Origin of the sequence: Roseococcus microcysteis, assembly GCF_014764365.1 — a bacterium.
GTDB classification, from domain to species: Bacteria; Pseudomonadota; Alphaproteobacteria; order Acetobacterales; family Acetobacteraceae; genus Roseococcus; species Roseococcus microcysteis.
In genome coordinates this window covers 745,641-767,018 of sequence record NZ_CP061718.1, presented here as the reverse complement: position 1 = coordinate 767,018, position 21,378 = coordinate 745,641, and the positions used below count along the sequence as shown (strand labels likewise).

Here is a 21,378-nt window from a genome sequence, read left to right as displayed (position 1 = left end):
CGCCGTGCCGCTCAACGTTCCACCGGCACGCGCCAGATCTCCTCCGCGTATTCGCGGATGGTGCGGTCGGAGGAGAACCAGCCCAGACGCGCCGTGTTCAGGATGGCCGCGCGCTGCCATTCGGCCTGCTGCGCCCAGAGCATGTCCACCTCGCGCTGCTTGGCGAAGTAGCTGTCGAAATCGGCGGTGACGAGGAAGTGGTCATGGTCGCGCAAATTCCGCACCATCTCGGCATAGCGGCCGCGATCATCGGGCGAGAGCACGCCGGAACTCAACTGGTCCATCACCTGCGAGAGGCGGAAGGAGGCCCCGATGGCCATCTGCCCGTGCCAGCCTTCCCTTCGGCGCTTCTCCACCTCCGGCGTGGTCAGGCCGAAGATGAACATGTTCTCCGCGCCCACATGCTCCAGCATCTCGACATTGGCGCCGTCCAGCGTGCCGATGGTGAGTGCGCCATTGAGGCCGAGCTTCATGTTGCCGGTGCCCGATGCCTCCATGCCCGCCGTGCTGATCTGCTCGGACAGGTCGGCGGCGGGGATGATCACCTCGGCCAGCGAGACGTTGTAGTTGGGCAGGAACACCACCTTCAGCCGGTCGCGCATCATCGGGTCGCGGTTGACCATCCGCGCCACGTCATGCGCCAGCTTGATGATGAGCTTGGCGCGATGGTAGCTCGCCGCCGCCTTGCCCGCGAAGATCTTCACGCGGGGCTGCCAGTCGCGGTGCGGCTCGGCGCGGATCGCGTCGTAGAGCGCGATGGTCTCCAGCACGTTCAGCAATTGCCGCTTGTATTCGTGGATGCGCTTGATGTGGATGTCGAACATGGCCGTCGGGTCCACGCGGATGCCCGTGCGTTCGCGGATCACCTGCGCCAGCGCCTGCTTGTTCACGCGCTTCACTTCGGCGAAGCGGTGCTGGAAACCGGCATCGCCCGCGAGCTTCTCCAGCCCCCGCAGCGCTTCGGGGTCGTCCAGGAAATCCGGCCCGATGCTCTCGACCAGCAGCTCGGTCAGGCAGGGGTTGCACTGCTGCAGCCAGCGCCGGAAGGTCACGCCATTGGTCTTGTTGGTCAGCTTGTGGGGCTGGAGCATGTGGAAGTCGCGGAAGACCGTCTGCTTCAGCAGTTCCGAATGCAGGGCCGAGACGCCGTTCACCTTGTGGCTGCCCACGAAGGCCAGGTGCCCCATGCGAACGCGCCGCCCGGACTGCTCCTCGATGAGCGACAGGGAGGCCAGCAGCCGGTTGTCGCCCGGATAGGCTTCCGACACCTCGCCCAGATGCACGGCATTGATCATGTAGATGATCTGCATGTGGCGCGGCAGCAGCTGTTCCATCAGCGCCACGGGCCAGCTCTCCAGCGCCTCGGGCAGCAGGGTGTGGTTGGTGTAGCTGATGCAGCCCTGGGTGACGCGCCAGGCGTCGGCCCATTCCATCCCGTTGTCATCGAGCAGGATGCGCATCAGCTCCGCCACCACGATGGCGGGGTGGGTGTCGTTGAGCTGGATGGCGACGCGGTCGGGCAATGTGTTCAGGCTGCCATAGACGCGCTGGTGCCGCCGGATCAGGTCCTGCAGCGCGGCCGAGGAGAAGAAGAATTCCTGCCTCAGCCGCAACTCCTGCCCCGAGGGGCTGTCATCGGCCGGGTAGAGGATGCGGCTGATGGCCTCGGCCCGCGCGCGTTCGGAGACGGCGCCGATATGGTCGCCGCGGTTGAAGGCCTCCAGCCGCAGCACGTCGGGTGCGCGGGCTGACCACAGGCGCAGCGTGTTCACATGCTTGCCGCGCCAGCCCACGATGGGCGTGTCATAGGCCACGGCCAGCACCGTCTCGGCGGGCTTCCAGACATGGCGGATGCTGCCGTCGCCGCCCTCCACCTCCTCGACGCTGCCGCCGAAGCCGATGGGGTGGGCGATCTCGGGGCGCGCGAATTCCCAGGGGTTCGAGAAGTTCAGCCAATCCTCGGGGAATTCCTCCTGCCAGCCGTCGCGGATGGCCTGCTTGAACAGCCCGTGGTCGTAGCGGATGCCATAGCCGAAGGCGGGGATGGAGAGGGAGGCGAGGCTCTCCATGAAACAGGCCGCGAGCCGCCCGAGGCCGCCATTGCCAAGCGCCGCGTCGGGCTCGCAGGCCTCGACCAAGGCGGGGCTGACATCGAGCGAGACCAGCGCCGCCCGCACATCGGCCATCAGGCCGAAATTCGACATGTTCTCGCGCAGCAGCCGGCCGATGAGGAATTCGAGCGAGAGGTAGTAGACCTGCTTCTCGCCGGTGTCGTAGGCGGCGCGCATGTCATTCAGCCAGGGCTGCACCACATGGTCGCGCACCGCGAGCGCGGTGGCCATGAACCAGTCGCGGTCCAGCGCGCCGGCGCGGCTCTTGCCGATGTCGAAGGTCAGCTTGCGCAGGATGGCATCGCGCATGGCCTCCGCGCCACGGGCGACGGGGGCGGGGCTGTTCGTGTCGGGCGGTGTCACGGAGTGGCGCATCCTCAACTTGGGCGGTGCGATCCTCGCATGGATCGGCGGGGTGCCGGAAGCGTCTTCGGGCCCGTGCGGCTAGCCCTGTTCGGCCAGGAAAGCCTCGGTCTCGGCGCGGGTGGCGGTGGTGCCGTCCCGCGCGCGCAGGGCGCCCGCGGCATTGGCGAAACGCAGTGCCGCCTCCACCGGCCGGCCCTCGGCGATGGCGAGCGCATAGGCCCCGTGGAACACGTCGCCCGCGCCGGTGGTGTTGGTGGCGGCGACCGGGAAGGCCGGCATCTCGCGCGGCGTGCGCTGGCCGCGCGTCAGCCACAGCACGCCCTTCTCGCCGCGCGTGACGGCCGCGACCTCGGTCACGCCCTCGGCCAGGGCCCGGCGCAGGCCTTCCGCCGGGCGCGCGCCGGGGGCGAAGTTCATCAGCCCGGGGACGGAGAAGATGGCATGCCGCGCGCGGGGCACGAGGTCGAGCAGGATGCGCGTCTCGCTGCGCTCAGCGTCCAGCACGCTGGGCAGGTTGGCCGTCTCCGCCGCGGCCAGCGCCGCCACCGCCCCTTCATGCCAGCGCGGGTCACACAGCAACGCGCCCGCACCGGCCAGGGCACCGAGCGGCAACCAGGCCGGGTCCACAGCCAGGTGTTCGCCGCGATAGCCCAGGATCGCGCGCTCCCCCACCGCATCCACCAGCACGGCGGAGACGGGGCTGACCGCGCCCGGGATCACGCGCACCGCATCGGTGGCCACCCCTTCGGCCGCCAGCGCCGCCAGCAGCATGGCCCCGTTCGCGTCATCGCCAAGGCGCCCCCAGAAGGCGGCCCGCCCGCCCAGGCGCCGCGCCGCGATGGCCGCATTGGCCGCCATGCCGCCCGCTGTCAGCGCATAGCCGCGCGCACGGGCCTTGGCCGGCGGCTGGGGCACATCGTCCACGCGGAACACATGATCCGCCACGGCATTGCCGAGGCAGATGACGAGCGGGGAGGGGGTCAGGGAAGGGCCGTCCATGCCCGGCCATCTGGCCTGATCCGGCCCGCGCCGCGCAAGCTTCTCCTCGTTGCGGGCATGTTGCCGGGTGGCCGCGCTTGGCCCAACCTGCTTGCCATCGCATTCGTCAGGAGAGCCCATGGCCGCCCCCCTCCACCCCGATTGCCTCACGCTGCTGGAGATGGTGAAGGCCTCGGGCCGTCCCGCCTTCAACCTGATCTCACCCGAGGAGGCGCGCGAACTCTACGCCGCCGGCCGCCCCGTCCTGCAGCCGCCCCCGCCCGAGGTGGCCGAGGCGCGTGACCTCGTGCTGCCCGGCGGCAACCGTGCGCGCCTCTACCGCCCGGCCGGCAGCGTGCCGGGCCAGGTGCTCCCCGGGATGCTCTACATGCATGGCGGCGGCTGGGTCTTCGGCGACATCGACACCCATGACCATCTGGCGCGCAGCCTGGCGAACCAGGCGGGCTGCGCCGTGCTCTCGGTGGACTACCGCCTGGCGCCCGAGCACCGCTTCCCCGCCGCCATCGAAGATTGCGCCGCCGCCTTCCGCCACATGGCGGAGAATGCCGCGACCTATGGCATGGACCCCGCACGGCTCGCGGTGGGCGGTGACAGCGCGGGCGGTTCCATGGCGGCGGTGCTGGCGCTGATGTCGCGTGATGGCGCGTTGCCGCCGGTGAAGTTCCAGCTGCTGCTCTACCCCGCGACCGACATGGCGATGCGGCACGAGAGCTATGCCCGCTTCACCGGTGGCGTGCCGCTGACCGCCGTCATCATGGAGTGGTTCCGCGACCACTACGCGCCCGACCCCGGGAGCTGGAATGACTGGCGCGCCTCGCCGCTGCGCGCGCCTTCGCTGGCCGGGACCGCGCCCGCCTATGTGCTGACCGTGGCGCATGACCCGCTCTGCGACGAGGGGCGCGACTATGCCGCGCGGCTGGAGCGCGAGGGGGTGCGGGTGCAGCACCTGCACGCGGCCGACATGCTGCACGGCATGCTGACCATGGGCGCCATCATCCGCCCCGCCGCCACCTATATCAGCGGCGCCGCGGCGGCGCTGCGCGACGGGCTATCCTAGAACACACAAGAAGGAGGGGAGGATGCGCTTCAAGGACAAGGTGGCGGTGGTGACCGGGGCGGCCAATGGCCTCGGCCTCGACGCCGCACAGGGCTTCGCGCGCGAAGGTGCCCACGTGCTGCTGGTGGACCGTGACCCGGCCGTGCATGACGCCGCCGCCGCGCTGCGGGCGGAAGGCCATGACGCGCAGTCGCGCATCGCGGACGTCACGCGCGCGGCCGATGTCGCTTCCTATGTCGCCGCCGCCGTGGAGAGCTGGGGTGGCATCCACTGCTTCTTCAACAATGCCGGCATCGAGGGCCATGTCCGCCCCCTGGTCGAGCAGGAGGAGGAAGTCTTCGACGCCGTCATGGCCGTCAACGTGAAGGGCGTCTTCCTCGGCCTGCGCGCGGTGCTGCCCGTGATGCTGCGCCAGGGCGCGGGCGCGGTGGTGAACACGGCCTCCACGGCGGCTCTGGCGGGCTCCATGGGGCTCGCGCCCTATGTGGGCTCCAAGCATGCGGTGCTGGGCATCACGCGCTCGGTGGCGGGCGAGGTGGCGCGGCAGGGCGTGCGGGTGAACGCCGTCTGCCCCGGCCCCACCGAGACGCGCATGATCCATTCGCTGGAGGAACAGGCCGGGCTGCGCGGCGTGAACGACGCGGCGGAACGCTACAAGGCCAATATCCCGCTGGGCCGCTATTCCACCCCGGCCGAGGTCACGGCGGCGGTGCTGTTCCTGTGTTCGGACGCGGCCTCGGCCATCACGGGCGCGCATCTGCAGGTGGATGGCGGGCGCACGGCCTGCCCGGCGGCCAGCGCGCTACGGTAGCGCGGCACCCCCGCGCAGCACGGCCTCGGCCGCGGGCGTGAAGGAGCCGTCCGCGGCGTGGAGGACAAGGCCGGGCAGCACCTCATCCGCCCCCCGCCCGCCCCGCCGCGCCTGGATCAGCACGCGCTTGGCCGCCACCCCCGCGCGCGGCCAGAGCGGCAGCAGCCGCACCGACCCGCAGCCCGCGCCGCGCAGCGCCGCCGCGGCGGCGGCGAAGCGGCCGGCAGGCAACACCAGCGTCAGCGTGCCAAGGTGCCGCAGCGGCCGCGCCAGCATGGCCACCCAATCCTCCAGCGCCGCATCCTCATGCGCGGCGTCGCGCCGGCGCGGCTGGGGCGAGGGCGTGCCGCCCGGCCAATAGGGCGGGTTGGCGAAGGCGTGGTCGCAGCGAGGCAGGGGGGGCGGGGTGCGGATGTCGGCGGCATGGATCATCGCCGCCGCGCCATTGCCCTCCGCGTTGCGCCGAGCCAGCGCCGCCATCTCGGCGTCGCGCTCGACGGCCTGCACGGCCACCCCGGGCACCCGGACCGCGAGGCAAAGGAAGGCCGCCCCGCTGCCGCAGCCGGCCTCCAGCACCGTCTCGCCGGGCCGGGCGGGGATGAAGGCGGCCAGCAGCACGGGGTCGAGCGCGGCACGAAACCCCTCGCGCGGCTGGGTCAGCCGCACGCGGCCCCCCAGCAACGCATCCTCGGTGAAGGCCTCGGCGGGCGGCTCAGACCCCGGCATCGGCCAGGATGCGCCGGGCGCGCGGCCCATCCTCGCGTCGCACGGCCAGGCGCCGGGGGAAGACGGCCAGCCCCAGCCCCGCCAGGTTCGCGTCCAGCATCACGGGCTCGATGCCGGCATCGCGCAGCAGGGCGGCCAGGAACTGCATGCGCACCGGGTCACCATCCTCCGCCACAACCTCCACGCGCGTCCCCTCCAGCGGTGCCGAGCCCTTGCCAGGCCTTGCCTTGCCGCCATCTGTGCCGGGGCCTATCCTGCGGCGCGGCGCGGAACGGTCAAGCCGTGATGTCCGGTTGAGCGGCCCTGGGCCGGCCGCGTCTTTTCTGACCATTGGCCATCGCGCGGGACATGGCGCGTTTCGGGGGCATGACAGCGTGGGTGGTGTGATCGAGGCGAAGGACCAGGGCGCGGCCGGGCATGGCGAGGACGCGCTGAAACGCCTCACCGCCCTCGTGGCCGAGGACCTGGCGCAGTGCAACCGCCTGATCGTCGAGCGCATGCACAGCCCGGTGGCCCTCATCCCGCAGCTCGCCGCGCATCTGGTCAGCTCGGGTGGGAAGCGGCTGCGGCCGGTGCTGACGTTGGGTGCCTCGCGCATGTGCGGCTATGAGGGGCCGCGCCATGTGGCACTCGCCGCCTGCGTGGAGTTCATCCACACCGCCACCCTGCTGCATGACGATGTGGTGGACGAAAGCACCCTGCGCCGCGGCCAGGCCAGCGCCAACGCCCTCTTCGGCAACAAGCCCTCGGTCCTGGTGGGCGACTTCCTCTTCGCCCGCGCCTTCCGCCTGATGGTGGAGGATGGAAACCTGGAGGTGATGCGCATCCTCTCCTCGGCCGCCGCCACGCTGGCGGAGGGCGAGGTGCTGCAACTCCTCATCCAGAACGACCTGGGCACGACCGAAGCGCAATACCTCGAAGTCATCGAGGGCAAGACAGCCTCGCTCTTCGCCGCCGCCACACGCCTCGGCGCCGTCGTCGCCGACCGGCCCGAGGCGGAAGCCGAGGCGCTGGATTCCTATGGCCGCAACCTCGGCATCGCCTTCCAGCTGGTGGACGACGCCCTCGACTACGCGGCCGAACAGGAAAAGCTGGGCAAGACCGTCGGCGACGATTTCCGCGAGGGCAAGATCACCCTGCCCGTGCTCGCCGCCTTCCACGCCGGCGACGCGGCCGAGCAGCAGTTCTGGCGCCGCACCATCGAGGAACGCCAGCAGGACGAGAGCGATTTCGCCGAAGCCCAGCGCCTGATGACGCGCCACGGCGCCGTCGCCAAGACCATCGCCCGCGCGGAAGCCTATGGCGAGGCCGCCCTGCAATCCCTGGCCGGCTTCCCCGACAACCCCTTCCGCCACGCCCTGGCCGAGGTGGTGCGGTTCTGCATCGCACGGGCGCGTTGAGGCCCGGCGGGGGCTGCCGCCCCCGGACCCCCGCCAGGGGCCATGGGCCCCTAACCCCGTTCGATTCAGTGGGTATTCGGAGGGAGGGGCACGTTGTGCCCTGCATCACGCGCGCGCCCGTGACGCCCCTCCCTCTGAATACCCATTAAGTCAAAAGGGTTCCGAGGGCCTGGGCCCTCGGCGGGAGGGGTCTGGGGAGGGCAGCGCCCTCCCCGGGGCCTCACCTCACCCCGTGAGCTGCAGTCCCCGCAGCACCGCCTCGCGCGCGGCGACGACGTTCGCGAAGGCGGCGGTGGCTTGGTCGCGCGTCGCGGCGGGGGCGGTGCGGGGGTTTCCGGCCTGGAAGGGCGGGTGGGGGTCATACTGCATGTAGAGCTGGATGAACTGGGCCGCCTCGGACCCACGCAGCTTGGCGGCCACGTGCAGGGCGCCGTCGAAGCCCGAGGTCACGCCGGCCGCGGTCACGAACTTGCCGTCCTCGACCACGCGTTCATCCACCGGGGTGGCGCCCAGCAGGGGCAGCAGGTGGTGGCTGGCCCAATGGGTGGTGGCGCGGCGGCCGCGCAGCAGCCCGGTGGCGCCCAGCAGCAGGGAGCCGGTGCAGACGGTGAAGACCAGTTGCGCCCCTTCGGCCTGGCGCTTCAGCCAGTCCAGCAGGCGCGGGTCGCGCATGGCAGCGTCCACGCCGAAGCCGCCCGGGACGTGCAGCACGTCGAGCTGCGGCGCATCCTCCAGCACGGCATCGGGCAGAATTCGCAGGCCCTTCATGTCGGTGACGGGGTCGAGGCTGGGCCCGTAGAGGCGCCAGGTCGAATCGGGCAGGCGGGACAAGATCTCGTGCGGCCCGGTCAGGTCCACCTGGTCGAGGTCCGGGAAGATCACGCTGCCGATGGTCAGATGCGTCATGGAACGGGCCCCCTTTGTGGTTGTCCCGCCATTGTCGGGCTTTCCCGGGCGCCGTCCAGGTCGGAGGTCAGGAGGTGGCGAGTGCCACCTCGATCAGGCGTTGCAGCACCTCGCCCTCTTGGGCGCCGGCGATGGCGTGCTGCCCGTCCACCAGGAAGCAGGGCACCCCGTTGATGCCCAGGCGATGGGCGCGGAGGTTCTCCAGATGGACCCACTCGGTCTCGGCGGGGCTGGCCAGGAATTGGCGGGCTTCGGCGGGGTCGAGCCCCTCGGCGGCGGCCAGCGCGGCCAGGACGCTGTGCTGGCCGATATCCTGCCCCTCGCTGAAATAGGCCTGGAAGATGCGCTCCACGAGGCCGTCCAGCGGCCCCTGTGGGGCGGCCCAGCGCAGCAGCCGGTGGCCATCCAGGCTGGAGGGGATGCGGCGCATCAGCTCGAAGCGGAAGGCGATGCCCTCGGCCTGGCCCAGCTCGGCGATGGTGCCGTGCAGGCGGCGGGCGCGTTCCTCGCCGCCAAATTTCCGGGTCAGCCAGTCCTGGCGGGGGACGCCGCCGGGGGCGATGTCCGGGTTCAGCAGGAAGGGGCGCCAGAGCAGTTCGGCCTGCAGGTCCGGCCGCTCGGCCAGGACGCGCAGCAGGCGGCGCACGCCCAGATAGCACCAGGGGCAGACGAGATCGAAGACGATCTCGACGGAAAGCCGCGGCCGGGGTGGTGCGAGGACGTTCACGGGGCCATTCTACGCAGACCACCGCAAAACGATAGGGTTCCGTATGGAAAGCAAGGACTCAGTAGCCCGGCTGATCGGGCTGCTGGCAGCGGGCCTGCTGGCGCTGGCCTGCTTCCTGGTGCTGCGGCCCTTCATCTCGGCCCTGCTGGGGGCGGTCATCCTGGTCTTCTGCACCTGGCCCATCTTCCGCTTCCTCACCAACCGCCTGACCCTGCGGCCGGGCTATGCGGCGGTGGTGATGGTGGCGCTGGAATTCCTGCTGCTGGGCCTGCCCCTGCTGCTGGCGACGCCCGTCACGCGCGAGGATGTGGACGGCATCCGCGCCTGGATCGAGCGCGTGCTGACCGAGGGGCTGCCGGATCTGTCCGGCGTGCTGCTGCCCATCCCGCTGGTGGGCGGGCCGCTGAACAGCTTCTGGGACTCGCTGGCGGGCGACAGTTCGCAGCTCACGGCGCTGGTCGGCCCCTATGCCGGGACCATCGCGCAGCAGGCGCTGGGGCTGTTGCTGCTGCTGTTGTCGGGGCTGGTGGAGGTGCTGGTGGCCATCATCCTCGCCTTCTTCATCTACCGCGACGGGCCGGCCATCGCGGCGCATTGCTACCGTCTGCTGGAGCGGCTGGCCGGTGACCGCGCGCTGCACCTGTGGGAGCTGACGGGCAATGTGACGCGGGGCGTGGTCTATGGGCTGCTGGGCACGGCGCTGGCGCAAGGCTTCCTGACGGCCATCGGCCTCTGGGTGGCAGGGGTGCCGCAGCCTGTCCTGCTGGGGGTGGTGGCCGGGGTGATCTCCATCTTCCCGGTGGGGGCGCCGCTGGTCTGGCTGCCGGCCTCGATCTGGCTCTTCGCCACCGATTCCTGGGGCTGGGGGCTGTTCATGCTGCTCTACGGGGCGCTGGGCATCTCCTCCGTGGACAATGTGATCCGCCCCTGGCTGATCGCCCGCGGGGCGGACCTGCCCCTGCTGCTGACCCTGCTGGGCGCTTTGGGGGGGGTCTTCGCCTTCGGTTTCCTGGGCCTCTTCCTCGGGCCGGTGGTGCTGGCGGTGGGCTATGCGCTGCTGCTGGACTGGGGCGGGGTGAAGCAGGCCCCCCCACCCTGAACGAGGGCTTGCCTTTCGGGCCTTCCTGCCGGACACCCGGGAAAGCCACCCATCCGCAGCCCAGGAGACTTCCCATGAACGCCCCCCGTCGCGCGCTGCTCGGCGCGGCCCTCGCGGCACCGCTGGCCGCCCCTGGCCTCGCCCGCGCCCAGGCCGCCTGGCCCTCCCGCCCCATCCGCATCGTCGTCCCCTTCGCGCCCGGCGGCGCGGTGGACATCACCGGTCGCCTGCTGGCCGAGCGCATGCAGCCGCTGCTGAACGCCACCGTGGTGGTCGAGAATCGCGGCGGCGCCGGCGGCAACCTGGGCGGCGACATGGTCGCGAAGGCCGAGCCCGATGGGCACACCATCCTGCTCGGCACCGCCTCCATGCTGGCGGCGAACAAGTTCCTCTACCGCCGCTCCATGCCCTTCGACCCCATCCGGGACCTCGCCCCCGTGACGCGGGTGGTGACGGGGACCGTGCTGCTGGTCGTGAACGCCCGCCGCCCCTGGCAGAATTTCGGGGAGCTGGTGGCCGCCGCCCGCGCCAATCCGGGGCGGATCAGCATGGGTTCCTCCGGCACGGGCACGGTCAGCCACCTCACGCTCTCCAGCATCAACCGCGCGGCGGGCATGGACATCACCCATGTGCCCTATCGCGGCGGCGGTCCGGCCATCGTGGACCTCGTGGCGGGCAACATCGACATGATGTTCGACGTGATCCCGGCCCTGATGCCCCATGTGCGCGAGGGCCGCTTCCGCGCGCTCGCCGTGGGCAGCGCCGAGCGCGTGACCTATGTGCCCGAGCTGCGCGACGTGCCCGGCATGGCCGAGCTGCTGCCGCAGGCGGGCATCGACATGCAGTCCTGGTACGCGGTGAACGTGCCGGCGCGCACGCCGGCCCCCGTGATCGCGCGGCTGCACCAGGTCCTCACCCAGATCGCGCGCTCGGACGAGTTCAAGGGCCGGATGGAGCCGCTGGGCTTCACCCCCGTGACCGATGAGAGCCCCGAGGCCTATGGCCGCTACATGGCCGAGCAGGAGCGCGTCTGGCAGGGGCTGGTGGAGGCCTCGGGCGCCACGCTGGACTGACGGGGGCCCTTGGAGCGAGCTGCGTTCCCGCGGCCCGCTCCAGCCATGGCTGAGAGCGGGACTCAGCGTCTTCGGTGATTGCACCTCGACGCATCCCGCTCTTGCGGGTGGGTCAGCCCGCCCGCTCCAGGATGCTCACATAGTTGGCGACGGCCGCGCCGCCCATGTTGAACACGCCCGCCACCTCGGCGCGGGGCAATTGCATCTCGCCCGCCTCGCCGCACAGCTGCATGGCGGCGAGCGCGTGCATGGAGACCCCCGTGGCGCCGATCGGGTGGCCCTTGGCCTTCAACCCGCCCGAGCGGTTGATGGGCAGCTTTCCATCCTTGGCCGTCCAGCCCTCCAGGATGGCGCGGTGGCCCTGGCCCTCGGGCGTCAGCCCCATCGCCTCGTATTCGATGAGTTCGGCGATGGTGAAGCAGTCATGCACCTCGGCGAAGGAGAGGTCGGAGAGGCCCAGCCCCGCCGCCTCGAAGGCGCGCGCCCAGGCCTCGCGCGGGCCCTCGAAGCGGGTGATGTCGCGGCGCGCGATGGGCAGGAAGTCCTGCACATGGGCGGTGGCGCGGAAGCGGGCGGCGCGGGGGGCGGACTGGGCCACATCGCCCTCCGCGATGATGATGGCGGCGGCGCCGTCGCTCACCAGGCTGCAATCGGTGCGCTTGAGGGGGCGGGCGACGAAGGGGTTCTTCTCGCTCTCGGCGCGGCAGAACTCATACCCCAGGTCCTTGCGCATCTGCGCCCAGGGGTTGTCCACGCCATTCTTGTGATTCTTGGCGGCGATGGCGGCCAAGGCGTCGGACTGGTCGCCATGGCGCTGGAAATAGGCCTCGGCGATCCGGGCGAAGACGCCGGCGAAGCCCGCCTCGATGCCGCCCTCGGTCTTGAGGTGGCTGGCCGAGAGCAGGATCTCGCCCACGCGCGGCCCGGGGGTCGCGGTCATCTTCTCCACGCCCACGACCAGGGTGATCCGGCCGCGCTTCGCGGCGAGGAAATCGAGCGCGCCATGGATGGCGGCGCTGCCCGTGGCGCAGGCGTTCTCATAGCGGGTGGCGGGGCGGAAGCGGAGTTCCGGCACGGCCTGGAACACCAGCGAGGCCGGGAATTCCTGGGGCGTGAAGCCGCCATTGAACTGGCCGAGGAAGACCGCGTCCACATCGGCGGGTTCCAGCCCCGCATGCTCGATGGCCTGGCGGGCGACGAGGCCGATCAGCGCCTCGGCGTCGGGCGCGTCCTCGATCTTGCCGAAGCGGCTATGGGCCCAGCCGATGATGGCCGCGTCATGGGTGTGTCCGGTCATCGCATCCTCCATGTGTTGCGGGGGAGGATAGCGGGTGCGGGGCGGGCGCGAAATCACCGCCTGAGCGAGGGTTGAAACTTCGTTGTCATGGAAATTTTGTTAGGCGATGCGTTATCGAAAGGGTCTTGAAGAGGACCGGAACGGTCCCCATCTAAGGTAGGTCGGCAGGGCTTACGCCCTCCCGACAGCTTTGCCTTCCTCAACCTTGCCTTGGCCGCTCCCGAAAGGGGGCGGCCTCTTTTTATGTTCAGGCGGGCAGCAGCAGGCTCACGGCGGTCTGGCAGGCGATACCTTCGCCGCGGCCGGTGAAGCCCAGGCGTTCCGTGGTGGTGGCCTTCACGCCGATGCGGCCGATTTCCACGCCCAGCAGATCCGCCAGCCGCGCGCGCATCGCGGCGGCATGGGGGCCGATCTTGGGCCGCTCGCAGATCAGCGTGACGTCGGCATTGACCAGCATGCCGCCCCTTGCCGCGATCCGGCCGGCCGCGTGGATCAGGAACTGGGCGCTGTCGGCATCCTTCCACTTCATCTGCGAGGGCGGGAAGAAGGTGCCGATATCGCCCTCGGCCAGGGCGCCATAGATGGCGTCGCACAGGGCATGGATGCCCACATCGGCGTCCGAATGGCCATCGAGGCCCATCTCATGCGGCACCACCACCCCGCACAGCACCAGCGGCCGGCCAGGAACGAGGCGGTGCACGTCGAAGCCCGTCCCCACGCGCGGCAGCATCCGGGCGGTCATGTCATGTTCCATGCGGGGCAAATCCTCCGGGCGGGTGATCTTGATGTTGCGCTCCGACCCCTCGACCAGGGCCACGGGCAGGCCGGCCGCTTCCAGCAGCGCGGCGTCGTCGGTGGCGTCCTGGGTGGCGGCGCGGTGGGCGGCCAGGATGGCAGGGAAGCGGAAGGCCTGGGGCGTCTGGGCGCGGAACAGCCCCTCGCGCGGGACGGTGGCCGCGATCACGCCGCCCGCGCCGCGTTTCAGCGTATCGGCCACCGGCACGGCGGGGATGGCGCCGGGGTGGCTTTCCAGCGCCGCCAGCAGGGCAGGGATGGTGCCGGGCGGGAGGTAAGGCCGCGCCCCATCATGGATCAGCACCACATCGGGCGCATGCGCGGCCAGCGCCTCCAGCCCCGCCCGCACGCTGGCCTGGCGGGTGGCACCCCCGGCCACGATGGGCAGATGCGGCAGGCCGGCCAGCACGGGGGCGATGGAATCGGCCTCGCCCACGGGTTGCAGCCATGTCACCGCGCCGCCGGCCAGCAGCGCCTCGGCCGCGTGGCGCAGCACGGGCCGTCCGGCCAGGGGGGCGAACTGCTTCGGGACGGGGCCGCCGAAGCGTGAACCCGTCCCGGCGGCCAAGAGGAGAGCGGCGATCTTCATGCCCGCCTCGCTACCCCGCTTTGGGTTCCCTGCAAATGACCGGGGACAAATCGCCCCGCGACGATGCAAGGGCGACATGGACGCCGCGCCCGGATTTGCGTATGGCTGCCCAAATGATGAGCAACCCCCAGTCGCAGCCCCTGGCGCCCATCACCCTCGCCAAGGGTGTGTGCATCCAGACGCCCGTCATCCTCGCCCCCATGTCGGGCGTGACGGACCTGCCATTCCGCCGCCTGGCGCGGGCCGAGGGCACGGGGCTCGTGGTGTCGGAGATGATCGCCTCCGCCGCCATGATCCGGGAGAACCGCCAGAGCCTGAAGATGGCCGAGGTCGAGGGCTTCGGCGCCCCCAGCTCCGTCCAGCTGGCCGGCTGCGAGCCCACGGTCATGGCCGATGCCGCGCGCCTGGTGGTGGACCGGGGGGCGGCCATCGTGGACATCAATTTCGGCTGCCCGGTGAAGAAGGTGGCGGTGGGGCAGAGCGCGGGCTCAGCCCTCATGCGCGACGAGGTGCGGGCGGCCGCCATCCTGGAGGCCGTGGTGCGCGCGGTGCCCGTGCCCGTCACGCTGAAGATGCGCATGGGCTGGGATCACAACAGCCTGAACGCGCCGCGGCTGGCGCGCATCGCCCAGGAATGCGGCATCCGCCTCGTCACCATCCATGGGCGCACCCGGCAGCAGCTCTACACCGGCACGGCCAACTGGGCCTTCATCGCGGAGGTGAAGGCGGCGGTGGACATCCCCGTCATCGCCAATGGCGACATCCTCACCGTGGATGACGCGGCCGAGGCGCGGCGCCTGTCCGGGGCGGATGGCGTCATGATCGGCCGCGGCTGCTACGGGCGGCCCTGGTTCCCCCGCCAGGTCGCGGCCTTCCTGAACGAGGGGGTTCGCCTGCCCGACCCCACCCTGGCCGAGCAGCACGAGATCCTGCTGCGGCATTACCGCGCCATCCTGTCGCATCATGGCGTGAACACGGGGGTCCGCATGGCGCGCAAGCACATCGCCTGGTATTCGCGCGGCCTGCCCGGCAGCGCCGAGTTCCGGGCCCAGGTGAACCGCGTGGACACGCCGGAGGAGGCCGAGGCGCTGATGGACGGCTTCTACCGCCCCCTGATCGAGCGGGGCGTCGAGGCCTGCCGCGACGCCTTCCGCGAGGCGGCATGAGCAGGCGGCAACTGGCCATGCCACCCACGCGCCCTGGCAGCGACATGCCCGATGCGGTGAACATCCTCTCCGCCTTGCCCATGCCCGCCGTGGTCCTGGATGGGGAAGACAATTTCCGCTTCGCCAACCCGGCGGCCGAGCTGTTCTTCCAACACTCCCAGGTCACGCTGGCGAGCCTGCCGCTGGGTGAGCTGTTGCCGCCCGACAACCGCCTCTTCGCGCTGCTGCACCAGGTGCGCCGCACCGACAGCCCGGTGGCCGACCACGACCTGACGCTGGAAAGCCCGCGCCTGCACCGTTCCGGCGTCTCGGCCTATGGCGCGCCCATGCCGGACATGCCGGGCGGCGTGGTGCTGATGCTGCAGGATGGCTCGACGGCCGCCATGCTCGACCGGCAGCTGCATTTCCTGGGGGCGGCGCGCGGCGCCACCGCCATGGCGGCGATGCTGGCGCATGAGGTGAAGAACCCGCTGTCGGGCATCCGCGGTGCGGCCCAGCTGCTGGAACAGGGCGCGTCGCAGGGCGATCGGGACCTCTGCATCCTCATCCAGGAGGAGGCGGACCGCATCCGCACCCTGGTGGACCGGATGGAGATGTTCTCCGACCGGCCCATCACCCCACGCCCCGTGAACATCCATTCCGTGCTGGACCATGTGCGCCGCGTGGCGCAATCGGGCTTCGCCTGCCACCTGCGGATCGCCGAGGAGTACGACCCCTCGCTGCCGCCCGTCTGGGGCGATCGCGATCAGCTCATCCAGATCATGCTGAACCTGGTGAAGAACGCGGCCGAGGCGGTGGACGCCCGCGAGGGTGAAATCCAGCTCGGCACCGCCTATCACCATGGCGTGCGGATCGCCGTGCCCGGCTCCAATGAGCGGGTCCACCTGCCGCTCACCGTCACCGTGCGCGACAATGGCCCGGGCATTCCGGAGCCCCTGCGCGCCACCCTGTTCGAGCCCTTCGTCACCACCAAGCGGGGCGGGCAGGGGCTGGGGCTCGCCATCGTCGCCAAGCTCGTCGCCAACCAGGGAGGGCTGATCGAGTGCGACAGCCGCCCCGGCCGCACCACCTTCCGCCTTTCCCTTCCCGCGCCGCCGCCCGGCGAGGACATGACCGAGACCGATGAATGACCGAGACGCGCACCATCCTGATCGCCGATGACGACCGCGCGATCCGCACTGTCTTGTCCCAGGCGCTGTCGCGCGCGGGCTACAATGTGCGCGCCACCTCCTCCGCCGCCACGCTGTGGCGCTGGGTGGAGGATGGGGAAGGGGACCTCGTCATCACCGATGTCGTGATGCCCGACGAGAATGGTCTCGACCTGCTGCCACGCATGAAGCGCGTGCGGCCCGATCTGCGCGTGGTGGTCATGTCCGCGCAATCCACCTTCACCACGGCGGTGAAGGCGGCGCAGCGCGGCGCCTTCGAATACCTGCCCAAGCCCTTCGACCTGAAGGAATTGCTGGCGGTGGTGGAACGCGCCCTGGCCCAACCCGCCACCGCCCTGCCGCCCGATGACGGTCAGGAGGGGGGCGAGCGCCTGCCGCTGGTGGGCCGCTCGCCCGCCATGCAGGAGATCTACCGGACGGTGGCGCGCCTCACCACCGCCGACCTGACCGTCATGGTCACGGGCGAGAGCGGCACGGGCAAGGAACTCATTGCCCGCGCCCTGCACGACTACGGCAAGCGCCGCACGGGGCCCTTCGTCGCGATCAACATGGCGGCGATCCCGCGCGAACTCATCGAGAGCGAACTCTTCGGCCATGAGCGCGGCGCCTTCACCGGCGCGCTGACCCGTGGCATCGGCCGCTTCGAGCAGGCGGCCGGCGGCACGCTCTTCCTCGACGAGATCGGCGACATGCCGCCCGAGGCCCAGACCCGCCTGCTGCGCGTGCTGCAGGAGGGCGAGTTCACGACCGTCGGCGGCCGCAGCCCCGTGAAGGCCAATGTCCGCATCGTCGCCGCCACCCATCGCGACCTGCGCGCCGCCATCCGCGCCGGCCTGTTCCGCGAGGACCTGTTCTACCGCCTGAACGTGGTGCCCATCCGCCTGCCGCCGCTGCGCGAGCGCACCGAGGACATTCCCCTGCTGGCCCGGCATTTCCTGGAGCGCGCCCGTGCCTCCGGCCTGCCCGCCAAGTCGCTCAGCCCCGAGGCGCTGGAACGCCTCAAGCGCCATGCCTGGCCCGGCAACGCACGGGAGCTGGAGAACCTGATGCGGCGCCTGGCCGCCCTCTACCCGCAGGAGATCATCGGGGAGGAGGCGGTCTCGGCCGAACTCGCCGAAGCCGATGCGCCCACCGATGGCGCGCCGCGCAGCGCCGAGACACTGGAACAGGCGGTCGAGCGGCACCTCAAGCTGTTCATGGCGGCCCACAAGGACGGCATGCCCGTGCGCGACCTGCATGAGCGCGTGATCAGCGAGGTGGAGCGGCCGCTGCTGCGCCTGGCACTCAGCGCCACGCGGGGCAACCAGATCAAGGCGGCGGCGCTGCTCGGCCTCAACCGCAACACCTTGCGGAAGAAGCTGAAGGACCTCGACCTGCCCGTGGTGCGTGGGCTGACCTGATGGCCGTGGCGGCCCGCCCGCGCGTGCCCCTGCTGCGGCGGCTGGCCGACATGCTGCTGGGGCGCGGCGTGACGCTGGGCCTGGCGCTGGCCGCGCTGGTGATGGGGGTGGCGACCTTCGTCGTGCTCTCCGACGGCTCGCCCTTCGGGCCCACCAGCCCGGGGCAGCTCGCGGCCATCTTCCTGGGCAACACCGCGGTCGTGCTGCTGCTGCTGGCCTCGCTGGCCGGGCGGCTCGTGCGCGTCTGGGCGGAGCGACGGCGCGGCTCGGCCGGGTCGCGGCTGCACACGCGCCTCGTGCTGCTGTTCTCGGTGGTGGCGGTGGTGCCGGCCATGCTGGTGGCGGGCTTCTCGGTCACCTTCTTCAACCTGGGCATCCAGGCCTGGTTCAACGACCGTGTGCGGACGGCGCTGGAGGCCTCGCTCATCGCCTCGCGCGCCTATCTCCAGGAGCACCAGAACGCCATCCGCGCCGATGCGCTGGCCATGGTGAACGACCTCAACCGCGCGGTGGTCCTGCTGCCCGACCAGAACCTCGCCTTCGCGCGCGTGCTGGGCGGGCAGGCCAGTCAGCGCGGCCTGACCGAGGCGGTGGTCTTCGAACCGCTGCTGGGGCGCATCGTCGCCCATGCCGGCGTCACCTCCGCCTTCATGCTGGCGCCACCGCCCGGCTGGGCCATCGACATCGCCCGCAATGGCGAGGTGGCGGTGGTCGCGGGCGAGGAGGAGGGGCGGGTGCGCGCCGTTCTCGCGCTGGCGCCGCAGACCGGCCTCATGCTGATGATCGGCCGGCCGCTCGATGGCACGGTGCTGGAGCATATCAGCCGCACCGAGGCCGCCGTCACCGCCTACCAGGCGCTGGACCGAAATCGCGACGGCCTGCAGATCACCTTCATCATGATCTTCGCCGCCGGCGCGCTGCTGGTGCTGCTGGCGGCGGTGCTGATCGGCCTTGTGCTCGCCAACCAGCTGGCGCGGCCCATCTCGCGCCTCATCACCGCGGCCGAGCGGGTGCGGGCGGGCGACCTCTCCGTGCGGGTGGAGGAGGGCGACGCGGATGACGAGGTCGGCAGCCTGTCGCGCGCCTTCAACCGCATGACCAACCAGCTCGCCGCCCAGCGCAGCGAGCTGATGGAGGCCTATCGCCAGATCGCCGACCGGCAGAGCTTCACGGAGGCCGTGCTGGGCGGGGTTTCGGCGGGCGTCATCGGCCTCGACGCCGATCTCAGCATCAACCTGCCCAATCGCGGTGCCAGCAAGCTGCTGGGCCTCGACCTGGAGCGCGAGATCGGGCGGCGCCTGGCCGAGGTGGTGCCGGAGTTCGCGCCCCTGCTGGCCGGCCCCGCCGGGCGCACGGCGGAAATCAAGCTGGGTTCCCCCTCGGAGCGCCGGACCCTGCTGGCCCGCCTCTCGCCCGAGATGGAGGGGCAGGGCTTCGTCGTCACCTTCGACGACATCTCCGCCCTGCTGACCGCTCAGCGCCAGGCGGCCTGGGCCGATGTGGCGCGGCGCATCGCGCACGAGATCAAGAACCCGCTGACGCCCATCCAGCTCAGCGCCGAGCGGCTGAAGCGCCGCTACCTCAAGCAGATCACCAACGACCCCGAGACCTTCACCGCCTGCACCGACACCATCGTGCGGCAGGTGGGCGATATCGGCCGCATGGTGGACGAATTCAGCGCCTTCGCCCGCATGCCCCAGCCTGTGATTCGCGAGGAGGAGTTGTCGCGCATCGTGGAGGAGGCGCTGGTGCTGCCACGAACCGGCAGCCCGGAAATCGCCTATGAATGGTCCCCGCCCGGCATGCCCGTGCATGTGGCCTGCGACCGGCGGTTGATCCAGCAGGCCCTGGCCAACCTGCTCCAGAACGCGGCCGATTCCATCCGCCTGCGCGCCCAGGCGGAGGCGCCGGCGGATGAGGAGGCGCCCGCCACGCCCTCCCGCTCCCGGCCGCTCGGCCATATCCGGATCAGCCTCGCGCCTGCATCCGGTGGGGCGGGCATGGTCGCGATCCGTGTCGAGGATGACGGCCTCGGCCTGCCCGATGGCGAGGAGCGCGAGCGCCTGACGGAACCCTACGTCACCCACAAGCCCAAGGGCACCGGCCTTGGTCTTGCCATCGTGAAGAAGATCATGGAGGACCACGGCGGCCGCCTCCTGCTGGGGGATGCGGCGACCGGGCGCGGTGCGCGGGCGGAGCTGTTGCTGCCGCTCCGGCCGGCCGAAGGCAGCCCTGCGGAGGTCCGTGGGGCCGAGGCAGGCGGGGATGTGGTGATGGAGCGCGGCCATGGCGCATGACATCCTGATCGTGGATGACGAGCCGGACATCCGCGCCGTGATCGAGGGGATTCTCTCGGACGAGGGCTATGACACGCGCCAGGCGCACAACAGCGACACGGCCTTGCAGCAGTTCCGCGCGCGCAAGCCCTCGCTCGTGATCCTGGACATCTGGCTGCAGAATTCGCGCCTGGACGGGCTGGGCATCCTGGAGGCCATGCACCGCGAGGAGCCGCAGGTGCCCTGCGTGATGATCTCGGGCCACGGCACCATCGAGACGGCGGTGCAGGCCATCCAGCAGGGCGCCTATGACTTCATCGAGAAGCCCTTCAAGTCCGACCGCCTGCTGCTGATCGTCGAGCGCGCGCTGGAGGCCGCCCGGCTGCGCCGCGAGGTGAATGAGCTGCGCCTGCGCGCCGGCCCCGAGACGGAGCTGCTGGGCATCTCGCCGCACATCGCCCAGCTGCGCGGCGCCATCGACAAGGTGGCGCCCACCAATTCGCGCGTGCTGATCACAGGCCCCGCGGGCTCGGGCAAGGAGGTGGCGGCGCGCATGCTGCACGCCCGTTCCCGCCGGGCGGGCGAGCCCTTCGTGGCACTCAACTGCGCCACGCTGAACCCCGCCCGCATCGAGGAGGAGCTGTTCGGCGTCGAAGCCCAGGGCGATTCCCCGCGCCGCATCGGCACGCTGGAACGCGCCCATGGCGGCACGCTGCTGCTGGACGAGGTGGCGGACATGCCGCTGGAGACCCAGGGCAAGATCGTGCGCGCGCTGCAGGAGCAGGGGTTTGAGCGGGTGGGAGGGGCCACGCGCATCAAAGTGGATGCGCGCGTCATCGCCACCACCAACCGCGACCTCCAGGCCGAGATCGCGGCGGGGCGCTTCCGCGAGGATCTGTTCTACCGCCTCTCGGTCGTGCCGCTGCGCGTGCCCGCCCTGCGCGAGCGGCGTGAGGATGTGCCGGTGCTGGCGCGGCATTTCGTGGCGCGCTCGGTGGAGGCTTCGGGGCTGCAACCGCGCGAATTGGCCGAGGACACGATTGCCGCGTTGCAGACCTATGAATGGCCCGGCAATGTGCGGCAGCTGCGCAACCTGATCGACTGGCTGCTCATCATGGCGCCGGGCGAGGCGCAGGCGCCCATCCGCGCCGAGGCCCTGCCGCCCGAGATCGTCTCCGCCGCGCCGGCCATGCTGCGGCTTGATCGTTCCAGCGAGATCATGACCCTGCCGCTGCGCGAGGCGCGGGAGATGTTCGAGCGGCAATACCTCGAAGCGCAGCTGATGCGCTTCGGCGGCAATATCAGCCGCACCGCCAATTTCGTGGGCATGGAACGCAGCGCGCTGCACCGCAAGCTGAAATTCCTGAACGTCCAGGCGGAGGACAAGGCGGCCGGGACGGCCTAGACTGCC

General features: G+C 71.0%; 18 protein-coding genes. 10 read left to right on the top strand and 8 right to left on the bottom strand.

Translation table 11 applies throughout. The annotated features are described in order from the left end of the window. Positions 1 to 11 precede the first annotated feature (11 nt). Together ICW72_RS03575 and ICW72_RS03570 are read right to left on the bottom strand one after the other, a co-directional pair. Complete coding sequence (locus tag ICW72_RS03575; protein WP_332308981.1) at positions 12 to 2,474, bottom strand: glycogen/starch/alpha-glucan phosphorylase; 2,463 nt, start codon at positions 2,472 to 2,474, stop codon at positions 12 to 14. Positions 2,475 to 2,555: 81 nt separating this feature from the next. Further along, a complete protein-coding gene (locus ICW72_RS03570) occupies positions 2,556 to 3,476 on the bottom strand; it encodes a PfkB family carbohydrate kinase (RefSeq protein ID WP_191084969.1) in 921 nt (306 codons plus the stop codon). 118 nt (positions 3,477 to 3,594) lie between these two features. On the opposite strand from ICW72_RS03570, the gene ICW72_RS03565 reads away from it, so the two are divergent. Both ICW72_RS03565 and ICW72_RS03560 read left to right on the top strand, forming a co-directional pair. After that, positions 3,595 to 4,533, top strand: coding sequence for an alpha/beta hydrolase (locus tag ICW72_RS03565; protein WP_191084968.1), 939 nt, complete (start codon positions 3,595 to 3,597; stop codon positions 4,531 to 4,533). A 22-nt stretch (positions 4,534 to 4,555) separates the two neighbouring features. Further along, positions 4,556 to 5,344, top strand: a complete 789-nt coding sequence (locus tag ICW72_RS03560) for an SDR family NAD(P)-dependent oxidoreductase (RefSeq protein ID WP_191084967.1) — start codon at positions 4,556 to 4,558, stop codon at positions 5,342 to 5,344. Here the strand turns inward: ICW72_RS03560 and ICW72_RS03555 are convergent. Together ICW72_RS03555 and ICW72_RS03550 are read right to left on the bottom strand one after the other, a co-directional pair. Then, positions 5,336 to 6,070 carry a tRNA1(Val) (adenine(37)-N6)-methyltransferase gene (locus ICW72_RS03555; RefSeq protein ID WP_191084966.1) on the bottom strand — a complete coding sequence of 245 codons (735 nt, stop codon included), beginning with the start codon at positions 6,068 to 6,070 and terminating at the stop codon, positions 5,336 to 5,338. The two genes, ICW72_RS03560 and ICW72_RS03555, sit on opposite strands and share 9 nt — an antisense overlap. Then, on the bottom strand, positions 6,057 to 6,254 hold the full coding sequence (locus ICW72_RS03550) for a putative signal transducing protein (protein WP_191086358.1): 198 nt from the start codon (positions 6,252 to 6,254) through the stop codon (positions 6,057 to 6,059). Before ICW72_RS03550 ends, ICW72_RS03555 begins: the two co-directional genes overlap by 14 nt. 199 nt (positions 6,255 to 6,453) lie before the next feature. On the opposite strand from ICW72_RS03550, the gene ICW72_RS03545 reads away from it, so the two are divergent. Then, positions 6,454 to 7,470, top strand: a complete 1,017-nt coding sequence (locus ICW72_RS03545; RefSeq protein ID WP_223881014.1) for a polyprenyl synthetase family protein — start codon at positions 6,454 to 6,456, stop codon at positions 7,468 to 7,470. A 225-nt stretch (positions 7,471 to 7,695) separates the two neighbouring features. On the opposite strand, the gene ICW72_RS03540 is transcribed toward ICW72_RS03545, so the two are convergent. Next, on the bottom strand, positions 7,696 to 8,376 hold the full coding sequence (locus tag ICW72_RS03540) for a DJ-1/PfpI family protein (RefSeq protein ID WP_191084964.1): 681 nt from the start codon (positions 8,374 to 8,376) through the stop codon (positions 7,696 to 7,698). Positions 8,377 to 8,443: 67 nt separating this feature from the next. Further along, positions 8,444 to 9,103 carry a DsbA family oxidoreductase gene (locus tag ICW72_RS03535; protein ID WP_191084963.1) on the bottom strand — a complete coding sequence of 220 codons (660 nt, stop codon included), beginning with the start codon at positions 9,101 to 9,103 and terminating at the stop codon, positions 8,444 to 8,446. A 43-nt stretch (positions 9,104 to 9,146) separates the two neighbouring features. Here ICW72_RS03535 and ICW72_RS03530 point away from each other — a divergent pair, with 43 nt between their 5' ends. Both ICW72_RS03530 and ICW72_RS03525 read left to right on the top strand, forming a co-directional pair. Continuing rightward, the gene (locus ICW72_RS03530) at positions 9,147 to 10,202 is read left to right on the top strand and encodes an AI-2E family transporter (RefSeq protein ID WP_191084962.1); all 1,056 of its coding nucleotides are present in this window, start codon (positions 9,147 to 9,149) and stop codon (positions 10,200 to 10,202) included. Between the two features lie 74 nt (positions 10,203 to 10,276). After that, positions 10,277 to 11,275 (top strand): Bug family tripartite tricarboxylate transporter substrate binding protein, encoded by a 999-nt coding sequence (locus tag ICW72_RS03525; RefSeq protein ID WP_191084961.1) that lies wholly within the window; start codon positions 10,277 to 10,279, stop codon positions 11,273 to 11,275. Positions 11,276 to 11,387: 112 nt separating this feature from the next. Here the strand turns inward: ICW72_RS03525 and ICW72_RS03520 are convergent, their stop codons facing one another. Continuing rightward, positions 11,388 to 12,572: an acetyl-CoA acetyltransferase gene (locus ICW72_RS03520; protein WP_191084960.1), complete on the bottom strand. Its 1,185-nt coding sequence runs from the start codon at positions 12,570 to 12,572 to the stop codon at positions 11,388 to 11,390. A 247-nt stretch (positions 12,573 to 12,819) separates the two neighbouring features. Continuing rightward, the gene (locus ICW72_RS03515) at positions 12,820 to 13,956 is read right to left on the bottom strand and encodes a bifunctional 2-C-methyl-D-erythritol 4-phosphate cytidylyltransferase/2-C-methyl-D-erythritol 2,4-cyclodiphosphate synthase (RefSeq protein WP_191084959.1); all 1,137 of its coding nucleotides are present in this window, start codon (positions 13,954 to 13,956) and stop codon (positions 12,820 to 12,822) included. Positions 13,957 to 14,072: 116 nt separating this feature from the next. On the opposite strand from ICW72_RS03515, the gene dusB reads away from it, so the two are divergent. The 5 genes from dusB to ntrX are packed head-to-tail and all read left to right on the top strand — an operon-like array spanning position 14,073 to position 21,372. Then, on the top strand, positions 14,073 to 15,122 hold the full coding sequence (gene dusB, locus ICW72_RS03510) for a tRNA dihydrouridine synthase DusB (protein WP_191086104.1): 1,050 nt from the start codon (positions 14,073 to 14,075) through the stop codon (positions 15,120 to 15,122). A gap of 17 nt (positions 15,123 to 15,139) precedes the next feature. Further along, positions 15,140 to 16,252 carry a two-component system sensor histidine kinase NtrB gene (locus ICW72_RS03505; protein ID WP_223880799.1) on the top strand — a complete coding sequence of 371 codons (1,113 nt, stop codon included), beginning with the start codon at positions 15,140 to 15,142 and terminating at the stop codon, positions 16,250 to 16,252. Further along, positions 16,249 to 17,691: a nitrogen regulation protein NR(I) gene (gene ntrC / locus ICW72_RS03500; RefSeq protein ID WP_191084958.1), complete on the top strand. Its 1,443-nt coding sequence runs from the start codon at positions 16,249 to 16,251 to the stop codon at positions 17,689 to 17,691. The genes ICW72_RS03505 and ntrC overlap by 4 nt, the downstream gene beginning before the upstream one ends. After that, positions 17,691 to 19,988, top strand: coding sequence for a sensor histidine kinase NtrY-like (locus ICW72_RS03495; RefSeq protein WP_191084957.1), 2,298 nt, complete (start codon positions 17,691 to 17,693; stop codon positions 19,986 to 19,988). Before ntrC ends, ICW72_RS03495 begins: the two co-directional genes overlap by 1 nt. Then, entirely contained in the window at positions 19,978 to 21,372 is a 1,395-nt protein-coding gene (gene ntrX / locus ICW72_RS03490) for a nitrogen assimilation response regulator NtrX (protein ID WP_191084956.1), read from the top strand. The genes ICW72_RS03495 and ntrX overlap by 11 nt, the downstream gene beginning before the upstream one ends. The last annotated feature ends 6 nt before the right edge of the window (positions 21,373 to 21,378 follow it).

Excerpts from the sequence above, each read along its gene's own strand:
- ICW72_RS03570 (WP_191084969.1), bottom strand. The coding sequence starts at position 3,476 with ATGGACGGCCCTTCCCTGACCCCCTCCCCGCTCGTCATCTGCCTCGGC.
- ICW72_RS03565 (WP_191084968.1), top strand. The coding sequence starts at position 3,595 with ATGGCCGCCCCCCTCCACCCCGATTGCCTCACGCTGCTGGAGATGGTG.
- ICW72_RS03560 (WP_191084967.1), top strand. The coding sequence starts at position 4,556 with ATGCGCTTCAAGGACAAGGTGGCGGTGGTGACCGGGGCGGCCAATGGC.
- ICW72_RS03555 (WP_191084966.1), bottom strand. The coding sequence starts at position 6,070 with ATGCCGGGGTCTGAGCCGCCCGCCGAGGCCTTCACCGAGGATGCGTTG.
- ICW72_RS03540 (WP_191084964.1), bottom strand. The coding sequence starts at position 8,376 with ATGACGCATCTGACCATCGGCAGCGTGATCTTCCCGGACCTCGACCAG.
- ICW72_RS03530 (WP_191084962.1), top strand. The coding sequence starts at position 9,147 with ATGGAAAGCAAGGACTCAGTAGCCCGGCTGATCGGGCTGCTGGCAGCG.
- ICW72_RS03525 (WP_191084961.1), top strand. The coding sequence starts at position 10,277 with ATGAACGCCCCCCGTCGCGCGCTGCTCGGCGCGGCCCTCGCGGCACCG.
- ICW72_RS03520 (WP_191084960.1), bottom strand. The coding sequence starts at position 12,572 with ATGACCGGACACACCCATGACGCGGCCATCATCGGCTGGGCCCATAGC.
- ICW72_RS03515 (WP_191084959.1), bottom strand. The coding sequence starts at position 13,956 with ATGAAGATCGCCGCTCTCCTCTTGGCCGCCGGGACGGGTTCACGCTTC.
- dusB (WP_191086104.1), top strand. The coding sequence starts at position 14,073 with ATGAGCAACCCCCAGTCGCAGCCCCTGGCGCCCATCACCCTCGCCAAG.
- ICW72_RS03505 (WP_223880799.1), top strand. The coding sequence starts at position 15,140 with ATGCCACCCACGCGCCCTGGCAGCGACATGCCCGATGCGGTGAACATC.
- ntrC (WP_191084958.1), top strand. The coding sequence starts at position 16,249 with ATGACCGAGACGCGCACCATCCTGATCGCCGATGACGACCGCGCGATC.
- ICW72_RS03495 (WP_191084957.1), top strand. The coding sequence starts at position 17,691 with ATGGCCGTGGCGGCCCGCCCGCGCGTGCCCCTGCTGCGGCGGCTGGCC.
- ntrX (WP_191084956.1), top strand. The coding sequence starts at position 19,978 with ATGGCGCATGACATCCTGATCGTGGATGACGAGCCGGACATCCGCGCC.